The organism is Rhizobium sp. P32RR-XVIII (genome assembly GCF_012641395.1).
Classification (GTDB): domain Bacteria; phylum Pseudomonadota; class Alphaproteobacteria; order Rhizobiales; family Rhizobiaceae; genus Rhizobium.
In genome coordinates this window covers 398,662-415,396 of the sequence record NZ_JABAIH010000005.1, presented here as the reverse complement: position 1 = coordinate 415,396, position 16,735 = coordinate 398,662, and the positions used below count along the sequence as shown (strand labels likewise).

The 16,735-nt window shown below is 60.1% G+C and carries 17 protein-coding genes and 1 tRNA gene; 10 read left to right on the top strand and 8 right to left on the bottom strand.

The window, feature by feature from the left end; genetic code table 11:
* Positions 1-6 precede the first annotated feature (6 nt).
* Positions 7-1,236: a YbfB/YjiJ family MFS transporter gene (locus HGP14_RS17950; protein ID WP_168831209.1), complete on the bottom strand. Its 1,230-nt coding sequence runs from the start codon at positions 1,234-1,236 to the stop codon at positions 7-9.
* A 162-nt stretch (positions 1,237-1,398) separates the two neighbouring features.
* Between HGP14_RS17950 and HGP14_RS17945 the strand changes: the two genes are divergently transcribed.
* Positions 1,399-1,986 (top strand): TetR/AcrR family transcriptional regulator, encoded by a 588-nt coding sequence (locus HGP14_RS17945; protein WP_168831208.1) that lies wholly within the window; start codon positions 1,399-1,401, stop codon positions 1,984-1,986.
* A 221-nt stretch (positions 1,987-2,207) separates the two neighbouring features.
* On the opposite strand, the gene HGP14_RS17940 is transcribed toward HGP14_RS17945, so the two are convergent.
* Positions 2,208-2,292, bottom strand: a tRNA-Leu gene (locus HGP14_RS17940).
* Positions 2,293-2,467: 175 nt separating this feature from the next.
* Here HGP14_RS17940 and lipB point away from each other — a divergent pair.
* The 9 genes from lipB (at position 2,468) to sugE (ending at position 11,653) form a co-directional block, all read left to right on the top strand.
* The gene (lipB, locus tag HGP14_RS17935) at positions 2,468-3,181 is read left to right on the top strand and encodes a lipoyl(octanoyl) transferase LipB (protein ID WP_168831207.1); all 714 of its coding nucleotides are present in this window, start codon (positions 2,468-2,470) and stop codon (positions 3,179-3,181) included.
* A gap of 58 nt (positions 3,182-3,239) precedes the next feature.
* Complete coding sequence (locus tag HGP14_RS17930; protein ID WP_168831206.1) at positions 3,240-4,178, top strand: DMT family transporter; 939 nt, start codon at positions 3,240-3,242, stop codon at positions 4,176-4,178.
* Between the two features lie 86 nt (positions 4,179-4,264).
* Positions 4,265-4,957: a hypothetical protein gene (locus tag HGP14_RS17925; RefSeq protein ID WP_168831205.1), complete on the top strand. Its 693-nt coding sequence runs from the start codon at positions 4,265-4,267 to the stop codon at positions 4,955-4,957.
* Between the two features lie 103 nt (positions 4,958-5,060).
* Complete coding sequence (locus HGP14_RS17920; RefSeq protein WP_168831204.1) at positions 5,061-7,070, top strand: acetyl/propionyl/methylcrotonyl-CoA carboxylase subunit alpha; 2,010 nt, start codon at positions 5,061-5,063, stop codon at positions 7,068-7,070.
* Positions 7,071-7,183: 113 nt separating this feature from the next.
* Complete coding sequence (locus tag HGP14_RS17915) at positions 7,184-8,449, top strand: hypothetical protein (RefSeq protein ID WP_168831203.1); 1,266 nt, start codon at positions 7,184-7,186, stop codon at positions 8,447-8,449.
* Positions 8,450-8,584: 135 nt separating this feature from the next.
* The gene (locus HGP14_RS17910; RefSeq protein ID WP_168831202.1) at positions 8,585-9,712 is read left to right on the top strand and encodes an S-(hydroxymethyl)glutathione dehydrogenase/class III alcohol dehydrogenase; all 1,128 of its coding nucleotides are present in this window, start codon (positions 8,585-8,587) and stop codon (positions 9,710-9,712) included.
* Positions 9,713-10,004: 292 nt separating this feature from the next.
* A complete protein-coding gene (gene gfa, locus HGP14_RS17905; protein ID WP_168831201.1) occupies positions 10,005-10,583 on the top strand; it encodes an S-(hydroxymethyl)glutathione synthase in 579 nt (192 codons plus the stop codon).
* Positions 10,584-10,687: 104 nt separating this feature from the next.
* On the top strand, positions 10,688-11,149 hold the full coding sequence (locus tag HGP14_RS17900) for a YaiI/YqxD family protein (protein WP_168831200.1): 462 nt from the start codon (positions 10,688-10,690) through the stop codon (positions 11,147-11,149).
* A gap of 189 nt (positions 11,150-11,338) precedes the next feature.
* Positions 11,339-11,653, top strand: a complete 315-nt coding sequence (sugE, locus tag HGP14_RS17895; protein WP_168831199.1) for a quaternary ammonium compound efflux SMR transporter SugE — start codon at positions 11,339-11,341, stop codon at positions 11,651-11,653.
* 25 nt (positions 11,654-11,678) lie between these two features.
* Here the strand turns inward: sugE and HGP14_RS17890 are convergent, their stop codons facing one another.
* From HGP14_RS17890 to HGP14_RS17865, 6 genes are all read right to left on the bottom strand, one after another.
* On the bottom strand, positions 11,679-12,065 hold the full coding sequence (locus HGP14_RS17890) for a DoxX family protein (RefSeq protein WP_168831198.1): 387 nt from the start codon (positions 12,063-12,065) through the stop codon (positions 11,679-11,681).
* A 76-nt stretch (positions 12,066-12,141) separates the two neighbouring features.
* On the bottom strand, positions 12,142-13,674 hold the full coding sequence (locus HGP14_RS17885) for an acyl-CoA carboxylase subunit beta (RefSeq protein ID WP_168831197.1): 1,533 nt from the start codon (positions 13,672-13,674) through the stop codon (positions 12,142-12,144).
* 35 nt (positions 13,675-13,709) lie between these two features.
* Positions 13,710-14,168: a hypothetical protein gene (locus HGP14_RS17880; RefSeq protein ID WP_168831196.1), complete on the bottom strand. Its 459-nt coding sequence runs from the start codon at positions 14,166-14,168 to the stop codon at positions 13,710-13,712.
* A 67-nt stretch (positions 14,169-14,235) separates the two neighbouring features.
* Positions 14,236-15,024 (bottom strand): ATP12 family chaperone protein, encoded by a 789-nt coding sequence (locus HGP14_RS17875; RefSeq protein ID WP_168831195.1) that lies wholly within the window; start codon positions 15,022-15,024, stop codon positions 14,236-14,238.
* Between the two features lie 9 nt (positions 15,025-15,033).
* Positions 15,034-15,684: an HAD-IA family hydrolase gene (locus HGP14_RS17870; protein WP_168831194.1), complete on the bottom strand. Its 651-nt coding sequence runs from the start codon at positions 15,682-15,684 to the stop codon at positions 15,034-15,036.
* Positions 15,681-16,676, bottom strand: coding sequence for an RluA family pseudouridine synthase (locus tag HGP14_RS17865; protein WP_168831193.1), 996 nt, complete (start codon positions 16,674-16,676; stop codon positions 15,681-15,683). Before HGP14_RS17865 ends, HGP14_RS17870 begins: the two co-directional genes overlap by 4 nt.
* Positions 16,677-16,735 lie beyond the last annotated feature (59 nt).

Below are 16,735 nucleotides of genomic sequence, written 5' to 3'. Positions count from 1 at the left end.
TTTTGATTACGCGCGCTTGCTTGCCGCGCGAGAATTGCCTGATGTGGCGACACCAGCGAGCATGGAGACAATCAACATCGCGGCCGCCGTCAGGAACAGCAGACGGTGGCTGCCGCCCGTAGCATTGAACAGAGCGGAAAAGGCATACGCGGCCACCGCCAGGGCGGCGGCGGAAATGATGCTGGCACGAGTCCAGGCAACGTTCTGGCGGGTCGAATTGTGGGTTACGACCTCGTGTACTCGCGCAAGGAATAAGGGGACGATACCTGGAGCGAATGTACCGACGACAAGGGTGATACTCCCGAGGACGATCAGGTTATCGGTGACGTAGAAGGCAGCAAGACCGACCGCCGCGACAAGGGACACGATCCTGACCGTTGGTTTGGCGCCGAGACGATCGGCCAGGTATCCATACAACGGAGGACCGGCAATGGCGCCCAAGCCATAGATCGCCCAGAAGACCGCCCCGAGATAGGTGCCCTCGCCTAGGCCGCGGGCGACGAAATCGACGAGAAAGACCATCGGCGGCACGGCGGCGGCGGCCATCAGAGCATATTGCAAATAGAGCAGTTTGATATCCCTGCCGAAGTGCATGGCGTGACTGGTTGGGGCGTCACGGCTATCGACACGCGGGTGGAGGTAGCTCGATGGCCAAGCAAACCAGCTTGCTGCCGTCAGGATCACGGAAATGATGCCGAGGCCGATCCACGTCTGCGCCAAGCCCAGTTCCAGCAATAGAGGGATGATGGTTCCCGAACCGGCAATGCCCAAACCGAGTCCGAGGAAGATCGCACCCCCTGCCGCGCCTTTCCGCGCTGCGGGGACATGCGGCAGGATGGTTGCCGCGACCAGCACCATGACAACGCCCCCGGCGATGCCTGAGACGAAACGCCAGGCGAAATACCATGAAAAGGACTGGGGGGTGGCACACGCGAAGAAAGCGGCGGAAATCAAGACCATCATAAGCCGCAAAATGTGTTCGTTGGCGAAGCGCGTGGCGAGCGGCCGGCCGATGAGCGCACCGCACACATAGCCGGCCAGATTGGCGGCAGCCAGATAGGCCACGCTGGAAGCCGAGAACCAGTGGGCTTGAATGAGTTCCGGAACAAGAGGTGTGAAAGCGAAGCGGGCGAGGCCGATACTATCGAGGCTCGCGCATAAACCTGCGAAGATATAACGCCGGACGAGCAACTGATCGATCTTCGCCGATGTGAAAGAAGCGGGTTGTGAAGACATTCGCGCACCAAAAATAGAAGGTTGAACACTGTCGCCTTCCCCATCGGGACGGCCACGAGTCATCTTTGACATAGGTGTCAAGTTTGACGACCTAGTCAAATTTGACATCAGTGTCAAGGATGCTTATGATTCCCTCGGGTTTCAATTCCACGGAGCAAGAGAATGGTGGGAGTTCGCCAGTTCGATGAAAGCGAGATGCTCGACAAAGCATTGACCCTCTTCTGGCAGAAGGGGTTCTCGCAAACATCTATGCAGGATCTGGCTGAGGCGACCGGTGTGCAGCGCGGCTCGCTCTACAATGCCTATGGAGACAAGGAGACCTTGTTCCTGCGTGTCTTTGGTGTCTACCGCGACGCCTATGTCCAAAAGATGCGCGAGGCGATGGACAAGCCGAAGATGCGCGAGGCGCTTCAGAGCTTTTTCGAATTTGTCATCAAGTCGATGAGAACAGGCGCGCCGACAAGGGGTTGCCTGAGCACGAAAACGGCGGTCGGCATTGAGGCGCTGGATGAGGCCGTCCGCTCAGCAATCAGAGACCTCCTAGACGAGATCGAAAAGGCCTTGGATGAAAGACTGTCGCGACCCGACGACGCAGAAAAACTGGCGCTCTCGCCATCGGATGCGGCGCGCTTGATCGTCACGCACACGCGCGGGCTCGTTGTGATTGAGCGGGTATACGGCGACGAGGCACGTATGCGCTCAATGGCCGACCTGCTCATTCAGCTTTTGCTGAAACCGAAAGTGTCTTGAAAGCAGGAACGGGCAGCAATGCCGCCCCCACCTGACGGCAGGAAGTTTCCGTTCTAGACAGCAATTTCAATATTTGACGACAATGCCAAGAAGGCCAAGCCACCCGCCGGCGTGGAGTAGTGCGAGCGAGTAAATGTCTCCCAAGCTTGGTTCTGGCATCGGACACATCAAAATGCAAATCATTGATTTAAAAACAAAAAACCCGGCCAAAGCCGGGTTCTTGGTGCGGTCGAGAAGACTCGAACTTCCACGGGTTGCCCCACAGCGACCTCAACGCTGCGCGTCTACCAATTCCGCCACGACCGCATCGTGGTAGGTGCCGATTTGCGTCGGCGGGGCAGCATGTAGCAAAAGCATCTTGGGTGCACAAGGGCGATGTGACAGATTTTTGCAAAAGAAATCACAGCATTTGAATTGCCCTGAAAACGGGGCCATATAGGCGGTCTGCCGCCTGCGATCATCATGCGGCGAGGGAAAATTCATGCTTCGCACCGATCTCCAATTCTCCATGTTTCCTATCGAAGGCTCCAAGCCGGTGCGATGGCGCATCGCCGATGGTCTCATGCCATATCCGGAAGCCGTCGAGACGATGGAGCGTGAAGTCGCGGCAATCGCCGAAGGCGGCGACGAACTCGTCTGGCTTGTCGAGCATCCGCCGCTCTACACGGCAGGCACCAGCGCCGATGCGAAAGATCTTGTGCAGCCGGACCGATTCCCGGTGTTTGCGACCGGTCGCGGCGGCGAATACACCTACCATGGCCCCGGCCAGCGCGTGGCCTACGTGATGCTGGACCTCAAGCGCCGCCGTCAGGATGTGCGGGCCTTTGTGGCGGCACTGGAAGAAGTGGTGATCCGCACGCTCGAATCGATGAATGTCCGCGGTGAGCGGCGCGAGGATCGCGTCGGCGTCTGGGTAAGGCGGCCGGAGAAGCCGCTTCTGCCGGACGGCAGCATGAGCGAAGACAAGATTGCCGCCCTCGGCATCCGGTTGCGCAAATGGGTGACGTTCCACGGCCTGTCACTCAATGTCGAGCCGGACCTCGACCATTTTACCGGCATCGTCCCCTGCGGAATCTCCGCCTATGGGGTGACGAGCCTCGTCGATCTTGGCCTGCCAGTGATGATGACGGATGTGGACATCCGTCTGCGGGAGGCCTTCGAATCGGTATTCGGCGAAACGGTGCACGACCGCTAAGCCATATTGATCGGCAGGCATTCCTGTGGTTGATGGCTTCGTTCCCGGAAGCCGCAGCATGTCCCAAGCACCATCTCCTCAAAATCCGCTTCAAGGCATGGCCATCATGGCCGGCGCCATGGTCATCCTGCCTGCCATGGATGCGATCGCCAAATATATGGCGACGTTCGAATCAATGTCGCCGGGACAGGTGACGTTCTACCGCTTCTTCTTCCAGCTGGTCTGCACCCTCCCCGTGCTTTTCGCGATCTTCCGTTGGAAGGCCCTTTCGGCAAAGCGGCCGTGGATGAATCTGCTGCGCGGCGCCCTGCACGGGGCAGCCAGCCTGCTTTTCTTCGTCGCAGTCAAATACATGCCGCTTGCAGATGTCTTCGCGATCTATTTTGTCGAACCCTTCATGCTGACCACGCTTTCGGCGCTCTTCCTTGGCGACAAGGTCGGCTGGCGGCGATGGACGGCAATCGTCGTCGGCTTCGGGGGCGCGATGATCGTCATTCAGCCGAGCTATGAAATCTTCGGCCTGAAGGCGCTTCTCCCGGTATTTTGCGCCTTCCTCTTTTCACTCTATCTCTTCCTCAACCGGGCAATTGGCGAGGCTGATTCCCCGCTGACGATGCAGACCATGGCCGGGATCGGCGGAACGCTCTTCATGGGAGCCGCGCTCCTCGGCGGCAATGCGCTCGCCATACCCGACTTCGAAGTGTCGCTCCCCTCGTCCGCCCTTGGTCTCGTGCTGTTGCTCGCGCTCGGCACCATTTCCGGCTATGCGCACATGCTGGTCGTCAGGGCATTCCGCTTGGCGCCGCTGTCGCTGCTTGCTCCTTTCCAATATTTCGAGATCATCTCGGCGACGATTCTCGGTTACGTGTTATTCAATGATTTTCCGAACCCTTCGAAATGGATCGGCATCTTTATCATCGTGGCGTCAGGGCTTTTCATCATCTGGCGCGAGCGCGTTCAATCGAAATCGTTAAAATCGTCGGAAGCGCCTGCGTAGTCGGTTAACCCTTGTTATTGAGGGCTTCTTCAATCTTGGCGCGTTAGAACCACCTCTGGCTTCATGATGAGGCCTGGAGATACAAGATGAGCGAATTCCGACTCGCTTTCCCGGCATGCGTGATCGCGGGAAAGCATCGGCTGAGTGCCGAGGATATCGGCCTGTTGCGCAAGCACAGCTTCCCGGAGGGCGTCAGGACGCCCGACGACGTCGGCGTCATGCTGGCGCTGCATAACTTTTGCCCCGAAAAATGCCCGGAATGGACCTCCTTCTTTGTGGAGAGCCTCGCCAGCTTCATCGTCAACTACAGCTATCCGCAGGGATCGCTGGACGAGATCAATGTAGCATGGATCACGCGCATGTTCGCGACCGACGGTATCGTCAACTCCGAACTCGAGCTGGAGCTGGTGCTGCACATCATAGAAATATCCTCCCATGTTCCGGATGAACTGCGTGCCTTTGCTCTCGATCAGCTGCGCCTTGCGGTCACTGATAACATCGGCGCCTACAAGCTCGTGCGCGCGGTCGACCGCAGGGGCGTAACCCGCCAGGACGTCGATTTCATCATGCGTGTGCTGCGGAGCATTTGCGAGGCCGGCGTCATCCCGGTTGGGCAGTTCACCTACGATGTGCTGCGCCGGATCGGCGCGGAGACGCGGCCTTCCGCCAATCATCCGCGTTGGGCCGATATCCTGCGCGCGCTCGAGCTGCGCGAGTACACCTCGCCGCGCACCAGCCGATGGCTGCGTCTCGTGGACGACGAGCAAGCCGTCGCGTGACTTCTCGGGTAAGACAATCGTTCCGATAGCCGGGTTCCGCCCGATTGTGCGTCCCCCAGTTTCTGCGTAGAACTTCTCGACGCATTTTTCGGGTGGAGTCTGCATGTTCAAGAAAATCCTGATCGCGAATCGTGGCGAGATCGCTTGCCGCGTGATCAAGACTGCGCGCCGCATGGGTATCTCAACCGTCGCGGTCTACTCGGATGCCGATCGGGATGCGCTCCACGTCGAAATGGCCGATGAGGCCGTGCATATCGGCCCAGCCGCAGCGACCGAGAGTTATCTCGTTGCCGACAAGATCATCGCCGCATGCAAGGAGACCGGTGCCGAAGCTGTCCATCCCGGCTACGGCTTCCTCTCCGAACGTGCGTCCTTCTGCGAAGCTCTGGAAAAGCAGGGCATCGTCTTCATCGGTCCTAAGCCGAAGGCCATCAAGGCCATGGGCGACAAGATCGAATCGAAGAAGTTCGCAAATGCTGCCAACGTCTCAACGGTGCCGGGTTATCTTGGTGTCATCGAGGATGCCGGGCACGCCGAAAAGATCGCCGCCGAGATCGGCTATCCTGTGATGATCAAGGCCTCGGCCGGCGGCGGCGGCAAGGGCATGCGCATCGCCTGGAACCAGGCGGAAGTACGGGACGGCTTCGATCGCGCCCGCTCGGAGGCAAAGAGCTCCTTCGGCGACGACCGCGTCTTCATCGAAAAGTATATCGTCGATCCGCGTCATATCGAAATTCAGGTCCTCGCCGATGCGCATGGCAATGCCGTCTATCTTGGCGAACGCGAATGCTCGATCCAGCGCCGCAATCAGAAGGTCGCCGAAGAGGCGCCCTCGCCTTTCCTCGACGAAAAGACCCGCAAGGCGATGGGCGAACAGTCGATCGCCCTTGCCAAGGCGGTTGACTATCAGAGCGCAGGGACAGTGGAGTTCATCGTCGATCGCGACCGTAACTTCTATTTCCTCGAGATGAACACGCGGCTGCAGGTCGAGCATCCGGTAACGGAACTGGTCACCGGCATCGACCTTGTCGAGCAGATGATCCGGGTCGCGGCGGGTGAAACGCTTCCCTTCGGCCAGGGCGACATAAAGCTGAATGGCTGGGCGATTGAAAGCCGGCTTTACGCGGAAGACCCGTATCGCAATTTCCTGCCCTCGATCGGACGCCTGACGCGTTATCGTCCTCCGGCCGAAGGCAAGCACGGCGATGCCATCATCCGCAACGACACCGGTGTGTTCGAGGGCGCGGAAATCTCGATGTACTACGATCCGATGATCGCCAAGCTTTGCACTTGGGCGCCGGACCGTCCCGCAGCGATCGAGGCCATGGGCCAGGCGCTCGACGGTTTCGTGGTCGACGGCATCGCCCACAACCTCCCATTTCTCTCGGCGTTGATGAAGCATCCGCGCTGGCGTGAAGGCCGGTTTTCCACGGGCTTCATTGCCGAGGAATATCCGGATGGCTTTGCGCCGATGGTCCCCGACCAGCGGGAAGAGGCGCTGCTTGCCGCCGTCGCTCTATCCGCGACGTTGATCGAGTCAAACCGCCGTGAGCACCACACGGATCGCCTGCGCGCATCAGCCGACAATCTCCGCGAGGAATGGGTCGTCAAGGTCGGCCAAAACTATGTGCCTGTCACGCTTATCGACGGACTGGTGACCATCCCGTTCGAGATGGACATGCAAGCCGCTGGCGAAAAGCTTACCGTTGTCACCGATTGGAGACCTGGCGATGCCGTCTGGAGCGGCTCGGTCGGCGGGCGCCCGGTAACGGCCCAGATCCGGCCTGTCGTCAGCGGCATGCGTATCGACTGGCAGGGCCTCTCCGTCCTGGCCAGGGTTTTCACGCCGCGTCATGCCGAACTCGATCGCTTGATGCCCGTCAAGCTTCCGCCGGATACGTCGAAGCTGCTGCTCTGCCCGATGCCCGGGCTTGTGGTTTCGATCGCGGTCGCCGAAGGCCAGGCTGTCAAGGCCGGAGAGACCCTTGCCGTCGTCGAAGCCATGAAGATGGAGAACGTGCTGCGCGCCGAACGCGACCTGGTGGTTGGCAAGATCAATGCAAAGCCCGGCGAGAGCCTTGCTGTCGATGCCGTGATCCTGGAATTCGCCTGATCCAGATTGGGACAGCCCCAGCTGCGCCCCGAGCCTAAGCACTTCGCCTTTGTTAAGGTCTGGCAGCTTACGATACGTCGTTTTCGTCCTGTGGCTGGGGTCCGGAGGCACCAATGACGGCGCTGCAATCTGCCGCCCTGCTGCTTTTCATCAATCTGGGGCTCCTCTGGCTGCTCATGCGCATGCCGCTCGGCGTGCGCACCATTTGTCTCAAGCGGAGATTCCGCCGCGCGCCGGAGGAACTGTGGAGCGCCATCAATCCTTCAGGTACCAACGCCAACTGGCACCATTCCGTCGTGAGCAGCAAGCCGCTCGATAATCGCGCGGATATGGTCGAACAGATTTACAGCCATCTCGACCGCAACGGCAAACCGCAGCGGCGGCTCCTGGCCTTGGAACCCTTGGCGGCCGCCGGAGGACGCGGCTTCCACACGCGCATTGCCGACGACAGCACGCTGGATGCGGCCTTTTGGCGGGATTTCAGAGAAAGCAGGATCGTCCGCCGCCTGCCGGACGGCGCCGAAATCGAGATTACTCAAACCGATCGCTATCGCGGCCTCGCATCCCTTCTCTTCCGCTACTTCGTGCTGCGGCGCGAACTGCGCGCGCTGGAAGGATGGCTGGAAACCGGCAGATCGGTTCCCCAGGGGTACGTAGAGCACCCCGCCGTTCAATTCGGTCTGGCCCTCATCTCGACGCTGCTCCTCTGGCCGTTCTTTGGACTGACGGTCTCCGGCCTGATGATCTCGGCATTCCTCACGCTTGTCATCGCCCTGCATGAACTTGGACATCTCGCTGCCTACCGAACCTTCGGGCACGAATCCGTGCGCATGATCTTCGTGCCGCTCCTCGGCGGCATTGCGATCGGCGGAAGGCCCTACAAGAGCCAGTTCGAAGTAGCGGTCTGTGCGCTGATGGGCTCCGGTATGTCGGCCTTCGCCGTGCCCATTCTGGTCGCCGGATACAACGGCACTGCCCGCGATCTGCTGCTGCCGGAGCAACTGGGCAGCCCGCTGCTGATCTTCCTGCTCATCCTCGGCGGTTTCAATCTGCTCAATCTTTTGCCGATGCAGAGATTCGACGGCGGCCAGGTCCTGCGTCAGATCTTCACCACTCGGCGTTCTCGGATCTGGGCCAGCTTTGCCACCACGATCTTCATTCTGTGGATCGGTTGGGAGCTCGGAATTTCCGCGAAAATGCTCATGGCCGGTCTCGCCGTATTCATTCTGCTGAGCATGATCGGTGCCAGCTCCGTAAAGCCCCGCCACAAGCTCGACCAGATGAAGGACGGCGAGCGAATACTGGTTGCCTTCGGGCTCTTTGCCGCGATCGCCATTCATGGTTATGCCGTTCTATTCTCGGCCGAAAAGCTCTTTTGACGCTTTGGGGAAAGTAAGCGCCGCAGGCCAGCGGATTTCGCAATTATGTCGGCGCCGTATTCCCTTTTCGCTTGAGCGTGCCTCTCTGGCCGTGCCAAGGTTCGGCAAACAAATCCTCTATAGGGAGACCAAAAGATGGACGTTCGCGCCGCCGTTGCCGTTCAGGCAGGAAAACCGCTGGAAGTCATGACCGTGCAGCTCGACGGCCCCAAGGCCGGCGAAGTACTGATCGAGGTCAAGGCGACCGGCATTTGCCATACCGATGATTTCACGCTTTCGGGCGCCGATCCGGAAGGTCTCTTCCCCGCCATCCTGGGCCACGAGGGCGCGGGCGTCGTCGTCGATGTCGGTCCGGGCGTGACCTCGGTCAAGAAGGGCGACCATGTCATCCCGCTCTACACGCCCGAATGCCGCGAATGCCCGTCATGCCTCAGCCGCAAGACCAACCTCTGCACCGCGATCCGCTCAACGCAGGGCCAGGGGCTGATGCCGGACGGCACGTCACGCTTTTCGATCGGCAAGGACAAGATCCACCACTACATGGGCTGCTCGACCTTCGCCAATTACACGGTTCTTCCGGAGATCGCCGTCGCGAAAGTCAATCCGGACGCCCGCTTCGACAAGATCTGCTACATCGGTTGCGGCGTAACAACCGGCATCGGCGCCGTCATCAACACGGCCAAGGTCGAAATGGGCGCGACAGCCATCGTCTTCGGACTTGGCGGTATCGGCCTCAACGTCATCCAGGGTCTGCGGCTTGCCGGCGCCGACATGATCATCGGCGTCGATCTCAACAACGACAAGAAAGAATGGGGCGAACGCTTCGGCATGACGCATTTCGTCAATCCGAAGGACGTCGGCGAAGACATCGTGCCGTACCTCGTCAACATGACGAAACGCGGCGCCGACCAGATCGGCGGTGCCGACTACACGTTCGACTGCACCGGCAACACCAAGGTCATGCGCCAGGCGCTGGAAGCCTCGCATCGCGGCTGGGGCAAGTCGGTGATCATCGGCGTTGCCGGCGCCGGCCAGGAAATCTCCACCCGCCCCTTCCAGCTGGTCACCGGCCGCACCTGGATGGGCACTGCCTTCGGCGGCGCGCGCGGCCGCACCGACGTGCCGAAAATCGTCGACTGGTATATGGAAGGCAAGATCCAGATCGACCCGATGATCACGCACACGATGCCGCTCGAGGACATCAACAAGGGCTTCGACCTCATGCATTCCGGCAAGAGCATCAGAAGCGTGGTGCTCTACTAATATCGGATAGCGGCAAGGCGACTTCGAATGAAGTATAGTGCCGAGGGGCGGAGACGCCTTTCGGCAAAACGATGCGAGAGAAGCGGCATCGGACACCGTGCGAAAAGCAGGTCAGATGCCCTTTGCCTGCGGCTTCAATGTCGCTCGATTCGACCGGCGGCCCGCGGGAAGGCGCAGTACCGTGCGTCATGGATGACGTACAAAACGGGACTGCAGCACTTTGAATCTGCACATGATCCTTTCCCTAAATCGATCCCGATTTAGGGGGCTGCGCCAAGAGGAGGAGTTGAATATGCCAGGTCAAGTATCGATACACCCCGCCCTCGACGGCGGCGTGAAGGCGGGACAAGCGAATTTCGGCGGCGGGACACTCGTCTGTGCCTGCGCCGACCGTCCCGTCAAAGTCGCCATCAAGGGAAATATCGCCCATAACCACGCCTGCGGCTGCACAAAATGTTGGAAGCCGAAGGGCGCCGCCTTCTCCGTCGTCGCCGTCACGCCGCATGAGAACGTCACCGTTCTCGAAAACGGCGACAAGCTAAAGATCATCGATCCCGACGCAATGATCCGCCGCCATGCCTGCAAGGAATGTGGCGTGCACATGTACGGACCGGTGGAGCGGGACCACGCATTCAAGGGTCTCGACTTCATTCACCCGGAACGTTTTCAGGAAAGCGGTTGGCCCGAGCCGACATTTGCGGCCTTCGTTTCGTCGATCATCGAATCGGGCACCCCGCCTTCGGCGATGGCAGGCGTGCGCGGCCGCTTGAACGAACTCGGCGTCACCCCCTACGATTGCCTGAACCCGACGCTGATGGATGTCATAGCAACCTGGGTGGCGAAAAAGGCAGGCACACTGAAGGAAGCCTGACGTCTTGAATGAGGGGCAACTGTCGGACTATTAGATCGGATCGAACCGCCGCTACGCGCCCGCCAAGGCCGCGTAGCGTTTCCAGTCAGAGCAGATTGAAATTCATGATCTACGTCGATGCAGACGCTTGCCCCGTGAAATCGGAAATTCTCAAAGTTGCGGAACGCCACGGAATCGAAGTGACGTTTGTCGCCAATTCCGGGCTCCGGTCGTCGCGGGATCCGATGGTTCATAACGTCATCGTCTCCAATGCCTTCGATGCCGCCGACAACTGGATTGCGGAACATGCAACGAAGGGCGACGTCGTGGTGACGGCAGACGTACCTCTGGCGGTCAGGTGTGTTGCATCCGGTTCGCTCGTCTGCGGCCCGTCCGGCCGTGTCTTTGACGAAACGAACATCGGCATGGCGAGCGCCATGCGCGACCTCGGTGCGCATCTCCGCGAGACTGGCGAGAGCAAAGGTTACAATGCCTCCTTCGGGCCGAAGGACCGGTCGCGTTTTCTCGAAACCTTCGACCGGCTCTGCCGCCGCGCGAAGAGCATATCACAGACCAGTACAGACTGACTGGGTCATCGAGGCCCTGCCCGTTTTCCGAGGAACGCAAGAAACGGGTGGCATGGCAGCTATGCCAATCCCCAACTTGAAACCAGCCGTCAAACTGTGCATATAGGCGTCGACGCAGACGACTGCGGCGCCTGACTTCCGGGCGCAAATGTCGCGGGGACGGCCTCGCTCTTGCTAAAGGAGAGCAAAATGGCTTGGTTCCTGTTGTTTCTTGCAGGTCTTTTCGAATGTGGTTGGGCAATCGGCTTGAAATACACCGATGGCTTCACACGCCCCGTGCCGACAATTTTCACGGCGGTGTCGATGGTTATCAGCGTTGTCCTTCTTGGACTTGCGGTCAAAACTTTGCCAGTCGGTACCGCCTATGCAGTTTGGACCGGCATCGGCACCGTCGGAACGGTGCTGCTGGGCGTCTGGCTGCTCGGTGACCCCGCAACCGCCACGCGGCTCGCTTGCATCGGTCTGATCGTGCTAGGGATTGCGGGGCTGAAATTCGTATCCTGAAGCCGCAAGTCCCAAGCAGACGATATCAGGCGCGGCGGCTGTCCAACGACCAGGCGCCGCCCCCCGCAAAAACCAGATACAGGAAAATAAAGCAGAAAAGCACGGCGCCGTCCCCGTCGTTGATGACTGGAAAGATGCTGATCGGGAGATGCTCCATGAAATAGGCGATCGCCATCTCGCCGCTCAGGAGGAACGCAACCGGCCGGGTGAAAAGCCCAAGAATGATGAAGACGCTGCCGATGAGCTCAATGACGCCCGCAACGGTGAACAGCGTTGTCATCTCGCCATATTGCCACGGCGGAAAATTGAAGAGCTTTTGCGTTGCGTGTTCCATGAACAGAAGCGCGGTGACAATCCTGAGAACTGCAAGGGCATATGGCCGGTACTGCCCGAGGCGCTCGAATTCCAACATCAAATTCTCCGATCAAGTCTAAGCCGCGCCCCCCGGACGCTTTTGCGCCTAAACACCTCAGAGCCGATTTTATTCGTCAGAGCGGAATATTGTCGTGTTTCTTCCAGGGATTCGAGAGATCCTTGTTGCGAAGCATCTTCAGACCCCGCGCCAAACGCCGTCTCGTCGAATGCGGCATGATCACCTCATCGATATAGCCCCGCTCCGCGGCAACGAAGGGCGACAGGAATCGATCTTCGTACATCTTCGTATGTGCGGCGATCTTTTCCGGATCGGCGATATCCTTGCGGAAGATGATCTCCACAGCGCCCTTCGCTCCCATCACGGCGATCTGTGCCGTCGGCCAGGCGTAGTTGAGGTCGCCTCGCAAATGCTTGGAGGCCATCACGTCGTAGGCCCCGCCGAAGGCCTTGCGGGTAATGACCGTCAGTTTGGGCACCGTGGCCTCCGCATAGGCAAAAAGCAGCTTTGCGCCATGCTTGATCAGGCCGCCATATTCCTGCGCTGTCCCCGGCAGGAAGCCCGGAACATCGACAAAGGTGACGATCGGAATATTGAAGCAGTCGCAGAAGCGAACGAAACGCGCGGCCTTGCGCGACGCATCGCTGTCGAGCACGCCGGCGAGCACCATCGGCTGGTTGGCCACAAAGCCGACAGTCGAACCTTCGATGCGTCCGAAACCGCAGACGATGTTCTTGGCGAAGCTGGCTTGAATCTCGAAGAAATCGCCTTCGTCGGCAACTTTGTTGATCAGTTCCTTGATGTCATACGGTTTGTTGGCATTGGCCGGGACGAGCGTGTCCAGCGACATGTCCGCATCGGTCACCGACTGGTAACATTCGATCTCCGGCACCGGCGAGGTATTCGACAGAGGCAGGAAATCCACAAGGCGCCGGACCTGCAGCAGCGTATCGACATCATTGTCATAGGCGCCGTCGGCGATCGAGGAGCGCGTTGTATGGACGGTCGCGCCGCCAAGTTCCTCGGACGTCACGGTTTCGTTGGTGACGGTCTTCACGACGTCAGGGCCGGTGACGAACATGTAGGAGGTGTCGCGCACCATGAAGATGAAATCGGTCATGGCAGGCGAATAGACGTCACCGCCCGCGCACGGCCCCATGATCACCGAAATCTGCGGAATGACGCCGGAGGCGAGCACATTGCGCTGGAAGACCTCGGCATAGCCGCCGAGCGCCGCAACGCCTTCCTGAATGCGCGCACCGCCCGCGTCATAGATGCCGACGATCGGCGCTCGGTTCTTGAGCGCCATGTCCTGCACCTTCATGATCTTCTCGGCATGCGCCTCGGAAAGCGAACCGCCGAAGACGGTGAAATCCTTGGCGAAGACGAAGACGGTCCGCCCGTTGACCGTTCCCCAGCCGGTGACGACGCCGTCGCCGGCGATACGGCTCTTGTCCATGCCGAAAGCCGTCGACCGGTGCTCGACGAACATGTCGAACTCCTCAAACGAGCCTTCATCGAGAAAGAGGTCGATGCGCTCGCGCGCCGTCAGCTTGCCACGCTTGTGCTGCGCTTCGATGCGCGCGCGGCCGCCGCCTTGCCGGGCAACCTCACGGCGCCGCTCGAGCTCTTCGAGAACTTCCTTCATGAATCTCCCCTCGCCGCAGAAATTGCGGCATGATTTCAAGCGCCGCCGGCCGTGAGCTGGAAGGCCGAACGGATGCGCGCGGCGACATCCTCCGCGAGGATCTGATCGACCATCTTCTCATCATTTGCGGTGCTCGTAACCTCGAAAGCGCTGACAGCGATGACCGAACCATCGTCCACGGAAGCAGCGTCTATCCTGATCTTGGCAACGTTTCGGTTCCGATCGAAACCGACCGCCTTTTGGACGGAAGCGACGCGAATCGTCAGCACGACGCGCGGATAGACCTCGGTGCGAACCGTCGCATTGATGGCGGAATTTATGCGATCGCCGATACCCGAGAGCAATTCTCGCGATACCTCGGGGCCGCCTAGAACGACGGCGCTGCGAACATCGTAGATGGGACCGGGCGGTTCGCTGGAGAACCAGCTCGCACAGGCCGTCAGCGTGGCGCAAATCAGCATCAGCTGACAAAAACACGACCTCAACCGTCTCATCCCGAAATTCCGCGCTCCCCAATTGGAGTCGCAGATTTCGTCATAACGGTCCGCAAAGCAATGTCTTTCAGGCCCTTAGCGCCAAAAAAACATCCGCCGCAGCCTTGAACTCATCAAAGCGCTTGGCGCGGCGTAGCTCGGCCTCCTCGTCGCTGCCCCAACGCTCGATCGTCCAGTCCTCGTCGAGATGCGCAAGCGACCAGACTTCCTCCGTCGTCAGGTGGCGTTCAGCGAAAGCGAGTGCAAGTATTGCTGACCCTGTGAGCGTCGTCATGGTGTGGAGCGCGGCAAGCGCGAGCGGACTGTCATGTCTCCGCAGCGTGACCCCAAGCGCGGCGATGGCCTCGCGGGGCTGTTCGTGGTGCATGACGCCTTCGATTAGGATGAACCGCGCGCCGAGATCGTTCGCCGCCCAATCGAGAACCGGATCCCAACGCTCGGTCTGGCGCTGCACCAGAGCTTCGGGGCTTTCGGCGCGATAGCAGAGAAGATCGCTCGTGGAGAAACGCAAGATATCTTCAAAGACGGCTTGCGGGTCGTTGGCAACGCCGTCCAGCGCGGTGTTGACGAGACGGGTCACCGGCATGGTCACCGGATCGATGACCTCCGCCTGCGCATCCCATTCGGCGGCGATGAGATCCGCCAGCGCCCGAACCGGCACCGCCAGAATCTGCTTGGCCGGGGTGCGCACGACCTTGCCGTCGAGCTCGATTGCGAAACCCTCATCCCCCCGCTCTGCAACCGCCGCGCTTTTGTAGAAGCGAGCCGGAAGCGGCTTCTTCATCTGGATCTGCGCACGGCGGGTCGGATCAGGATGGCTCAGGCCCTCGGATAGGTCGTTCAGCAGGTCGCGCATAGCGTCACCTCAAAAATTGGAAAGCACGTCATTCGGATGGTAGGCGATGGCATCAGCGCCGCCGGCGATCAGATCGTCAACACTCGCATATCCCCAGGATACACCGATTGCCTTCGCACCTGCAGCCTTTGCCATCTGCATGTCGTAAATTGCGTCGCCGACGACAATGGCATCGGCCGGGCTCATCCCGGCCTCGTCACAGCATTCGGTCACCATCGCCGGATGCGGTTTGGACGGACAATCGTCGGCTGTTCGGGAGACGATGAAATGCGGCGCGAAACCGTGGGTTTCCAGAATGTTCACGAGCCCACGTCGCGATTTTCCGGTGACGGCGCCGATCAGGATGTCTTCCCTTTCGGCCAGCGTCTCGATCATCGGCTTTATGCCGGCGAACAGCGGAACGTCCATGCCCGGCTCCTGACGGACATCCATATAGATCGCCTTATAGTGCGCGGTCATGGCAATCGCCTCGTCGTCGACATGCGGCTTGCCTTGCATACGGGCAATGGCAATGTCGAGCGTCAGGCCAATGATGGACTTGGTCGCCGCAACCGCGGGCCGTTCGTGACCGAAATGCTCGAAAGTTCGGGCCATGACTTCGTGGATGAGGCTTGCGCTGTCAACCAGCGTGCCGTCGCAATCGAACAGAACGAGCTTCATTCGTCATAAGCTCCGTCTGCCGAATTTTCATCGAAGCCAAGCAGGTTCCAGCTTTGCACCATGTGTGGCGGCAGTGGCGCCGTAATGCGGAGGCGGCCACCGGAGGGGTGCGGAATATCGATATGGCGCGCGTGCAGATGCAGGCGCTTCTGGATGCCGCCCGGGAAATCCCAATTCGGGTCGTCGTCGAAATATTTCGGATCGCCGATGATCGGATGGCCGATATGGAGCGCGTGAACGCGGAGCTGGTGCGTCCGGCCGGTATAGGGCTCCATCTCAAGCCATGCGAGGCGCTGTGCTGCCGTTTCGAGCACGCGGTAGTAGGATACGGCATGATCCGCACCATCCTCGCCATGCTTGGCGATACGCATGCGATCGCCGTCCGCGGTCGCCTCCTTGACCAGCCAGGTGGAGATCTTGTCCTCGTGCTTGCGAGGCACGCCCTTCACCAGCGACCAATAGGTTTTCTTGGTATCCCGCTCGCGGAAGGCCGCGGTGAGCTTCTGCGCCGCCCCGCGCGTGCGGGCGATCACGAGTACGCCCGATGTATCGCGGTCGAGACGATGCACGAGCCGCGGCTTTTCGCCCTTCGGGCTCGTCCATGCCTCCAGCATCTTGTCGATGTGACGGCTGACGCCGGAGCCGCCCTGAACGGCGAGGCCGGCAGGTTTGTTGAGCACGATCACCTTGTCGTCCTCGTGAAGGACCATGCGGGCCAGAAGCTCCGCATCACCGGAGTGCTTCAGGTCCTTGCCGGCAATCGGCCCTGATTTCACCTTGGTGTCGACATCGAGCGGTGGCACGCGGACCATTTGGCCGGGCTGCACGCGCGCGTCGGTCTTGACCCGCCCGCCGTCGACGCGGACCTGGCCCGAGCGCAACAGCTTCTGCAGCTGGCCGAAGCCGAGGCCCGGAAAATGAACCTTGAACCAGCGGTCGAGCCGCATGCCCGCCTCGTCGGCTTCCACCTTGATATGTTCGATACCGGCCATTCTTGTTCTTTCGGGATATCTTGAGCGCGCCACGCGGCTGTTGCCGCTGGCTTTAGATC

Bases quoted from the DNA above. Each gene is read 5' to 3' on its own strand.
- HGP14_RS17915 (WP_168831203.1), top strand. From the start codon at position 7,184: ATGACGGCGCTGCAATCTGCCGCCCTGCTGCTTTTCATCAATCTGGGG.
- HGP14_RS17865 (WP_168831193.1), bottom strand. From the start codon at position 16,676: ATGGCCGGTATCGAACATATCAAGGTGGAAGCCGACGAGGCGGGCATG.
- HGP14_RS17900 (WP_168831200.1), top strand. From the start codon at position 10,688: ATGATCTACGTCGATGCAGACGCTTGCCCCGTGAAATCGGAAATTCTC.
- HGP14_RS17930 (WP_168831206.1), top strand. From the start codon at position 3,240: ATGTCCCAAGCACCATCTCCTCAAAATCCGCTTCAAGGCATGGCCATC.
- HGP14_RS17885 (WP_168831197.1), bottom strand. From the start codon at position 13,674: ATGAAGGAAGTTCTCGAAGAGCTCGAGCGGCGCCGTGAGGTTGCCCGG.
- HGP14_RS17880 (WP_168831196.1), bottom strand. From the start codon at position 14,168: ATGAGACGGTTGAGGTCGTGTTTTTGTCAGCTGATGCTGATTTGCGCC.
- HGP14_RS17925 (WP_168831205.1), top strand. From the start codon at position 4,265: ATGAGCGAATTCCGACTCGCTTTCCCGGCATGCGTGATCGCGGGAAAG.
- HGP14_RS17950 (WP_168831209.1), bottom strand. From the start codon at position 1,236: ATGTCTTCACAACCCGCTTCTTTCACATCGGCGAAGATCGATCAGTTG.
- HGP14_RS17890 (WP_168831198.1), bottom strand. From the start codon at position 12,065: ATGTTGGAATTCGAGCGCCTCGGGCAGTACCGGCCATATGCCCTTGCA.
- gfa (WP_168831201.1), top strand. From the start codon at position 10,005: ATGCCAGGTCAAGTATCGATACACCCCGCCCTCGACGGCGGCGTGAAG.
- HGP14_RS17945 (WP_168831208.1), top strand. From the start codon at position 1,399: ATGGTGGGAGTTCGCCAGTTCGATGAAAGCGAGATGCTCGACAAAGCA.
- lipB (WP_168831207.1), top strand. From the start codon at position 2,468: ATGCTTCGCACCGATCTCCAATTCTCCATGTTTCCTATCGAAGGCTCC.
- HGP14_RS17875 (WP_168831195.1), bottom strand. From the start codon at position 15,024: ATGCGCGACCTGCTGAACGACCTATCCGAGGGCCTGAGCCATCCTGAT.
- sugE (WP_168831199.1), top strand. From the start codon at position 11,339: ATGGCTTGGTTCCTGTTGTTTCTTGCAGGTCTTTTCGAATGTGGTTGG.
- HGP14_RS17870 (WP_168831194.1), bottom strand. From the start codon at position 15,684: ATGAAGCTCGTTCTGTTCGATTGCGACGGCACGCTGGTTGACAGCGCA.
- HGP14_RS17910 (WP_168831202.1), top strand. From the start codon at position 8,585: ATGGACGTTCGCGCCGCCGTTGCCGTTCAGGCAGGAAAACCGCTGGAA.
- HGP14_RS17920 (WP_168831204.1), top strand. From the start codon at position 5,061: ATGTTCAAGAAAATCCTGATCGCGAATCGTGGCGAGATCGCTTGCCGC.